Here is a 2,064-nt window from a genome sequence, read left to right on the forward strand (position 1 = left end):
TTTTTAATCTTAATCTTTTTTACAGGAATGTTACTCTTAGCTCTTAATCATTTTGAAATGACTTTAAATTATTGGTTGATGATTTTAGCTAATATTTTAATTTTTGTTTTAGCTATATTTCATTTTAGACAATTTAAAAAAGCACGTGAAAATAGAAGATATATTTTTTTTAGATGGATTAGTTTTTTAATCTTACCTATAGAAATTTTTTTATTATTTTTACCTTTTTTGTTTAAAAAATTTTTCTAAATGCGGTTCTTATTTTGTAAAGAAAGCGGTGTGGAGTTTTTATATTTAAAAAATGAAGAATTCTCTCATCTTAAAGTACGTCGTGTTAAAGAAAAGGACATTATTTATTTGAGAAATTTAAAGGATAATTTTTTATATTCTTATGAAATTTTAGAAATAACTAAAAAATTTTATGCTTTGAAATTAATAAGAAAAGAAGAAAAAATTACAACGAAAACCCATTTTACTTTAGCATTAGCGGTAATTGATCCTAAAATTTTAGAAAAAACTTTACCTTTTTTAAATGAATTGGGTGTAGATAAACTTATTTTAGTTTATACTCAATATTCTCAAAAAAATTTTAAAATTGATTTTAAACGTTGTGAGAGAATTATCATACAATCGTGTGAGCAATGCGGAAGATCATATATGATGCAAATTGAACTTTTTAATAATATTGAAGAGTTTTTAGAAAAATATCAAAATGTTGTTTTAGTTGATTTTTCTGGAGAAAAAAAAGAATTTTTTAAAAATAATATATATTTTATAGGACCTGAGGGTGGTTTTAGCGAAGAAGAAATTCAAATTTTTAAAAATAAAATTTCTTTAAATACTCCAAATATCCTAAGAGCTCATAGCGCGGCTCTTGCTATAAGTTCTAAAGTTTTACTTTAATTTATCTTTGTTTTATTTATATTTTTATATAATAAAAACTTTAAAAATTTCAAGGAATTGTAATGAGAAAAGAAATTCATCCAGAATATGTAGAGTGTAAAGTAAGTTGTGCATGTGGCAATACTTTTACAACAAGATCAAATAAAAGCGAATTAAGAGTAGATATTTGTTCAAGTTGTCATCCATTTTTTACAGGAAGTGAAAAAATTGTTGATGCAGCAGGTCGTGTAGAGAAATTCAAGAAAAAATACGCAATGCAATAGTAAATGCTTTATTTTATTCCTACTCCCATAGGAAATTTAAATGATATTTCATTTCGTTCTTTAGAAATTCTAAAGACTTGCGAAGTAATAGTTTGTGAAGATACTAGAGTTTGCAAGTCTTTAATTTCTCTTTTGAATTCTAAATTTAATATTCAAATTAAACCTAATAAATTTATTTCACTTCATACTCATAATGAAATTCAATTTTTTAAAAATATTACTTTAGATTTTTTTGATAAAAATATCGCTTATATGAGTGATGCTGGTATGCCAGGTATTAGTGATCCTGGAGTTTCTTTGATAAAATATGCTTTAGATAATAATTTATCTTATGAGGTTTTACCTGGTGCTAATGCTGCTTTGATCGCTCTAGTAAGTAGTGGTTTTTGTAAGAAAGAATTTATTTTTATGGGTTTTTTATCAAATAAGGGCAAAGAGCGTCAAAAAGATATAGAAAAACTTTTAAATAATCCTTATCCAAGTATAGTTTATGAATCTCCAAAACGTATCTTATCTTTAATTGAAACAATAGCTAATTTAGAAGAAACAAGAGAGATTTTTCTCATCAAAGAAATTAGTAAAAAATTTGAAACTAAATTAAGAGCTAGTGCCAAAAATTTATTTGAAATTTTAAAAAATACTAATTTAAAAGGTGAATGGGTTTTAGTTTTAAAAGAAAAAGAACAAGAAGAGCAAAAAAATTTTTTAAATGAAAAAGATATTTTAGAACTTGATTTACCTTTAAAGGTTAAGAGTAAGCTTTTATCAAAAATTTATGGTAAAAATTCAAAGGAACTTTATAAAAAACTGCTTTTAAGTCAAGATGAGATAAAATAATAAAATGTTACTTTATGGTAAGCAAGTATTTTTTTATATTTTAGAACATTATCAAGATATG

The 2,064-nt window shown here is 23.7% G+C and carries 3 protein-coding genes and 1 pseudogene; all 4 read left to right on the forward strand.

What is annotated here, in order from left to right; genetic code table 11:
- Nucleotides 1–249, forward strand: a pseudogene (locus tag JG677_RS08915) (hypothetical protein); the annotation flags it as partial.
- Nucleotides 250–903, forward strand: coding sequence for a 16S rRNA (uracil(1498)-N(3))-methyltransferase (locus JG677_RS07915; protein WP_200169923.1), 654 nt, complete (start codon nucleotides 250–252; stop codon nucleotides 901–903). It abuts the pseudogene before it with no gap.
- A gap of 62 nt (nucleotides 904–965) precedes the next feature.
- Nucleotides 966–1,166, forward strand: a complete 201-nt coding sequence (gene rpmE, locus JG677_RS07920) for a 50S ribosomal protein L31 (protein ID WP_200169922.1) — start codon at nucleotides 966–968, stop codon at nucleotides 1,164–1,166.
- A gap of 3 nt (nucleotides 1,167–1,169) precedes the next feature.
- Entirely contained in the window at nucleotides 1,170–2,003 is an 834-nt protein-coding gene (rsmI, locus tag JG677_RS07925; protein WP_200169921.1) for a 16S rRNA (cytidine(1402)-2'-O)-methyltransferase, read from the forward strand.
- The last annotated feature ends 61 nt before the right edge of the window (nucleotides 2,004–2,064 follow it).

The sequence above is a fragment of the Campylobacter sp. TTU-622 genome (genome assembly GCF_016598965.1).
Classification (GTDB): domain Bacteria; phylum Campylobacterota; class Campylobacteria; order Campylobacterales; family Campylobacteraceae; genus Campylobacter_D.

Bases quoted from the DNA above. Each gene is read 5' to 3' on its own strand.
- JG677_RS07915 (WP_200169923.1), top strand. From the start codon at position 250: ATGCGGTTCTTATTTTGTAAAGAAAGCGGTGTGGAGTTTTTATATTTA.
- rpmE (WP_200169922.1), top strand. From the start codon at position 966: ATGAGAAAAGAAATTCATCCAGAATATGTAGAGTGTAAAGTAAGTTGT.
- rsmI (WP_200169921.1), top strand. From the start codon at position 1,170: ATGCTTTATTTTATTCCTACTCCCATAGGAAATTTAAATGATATTTCA.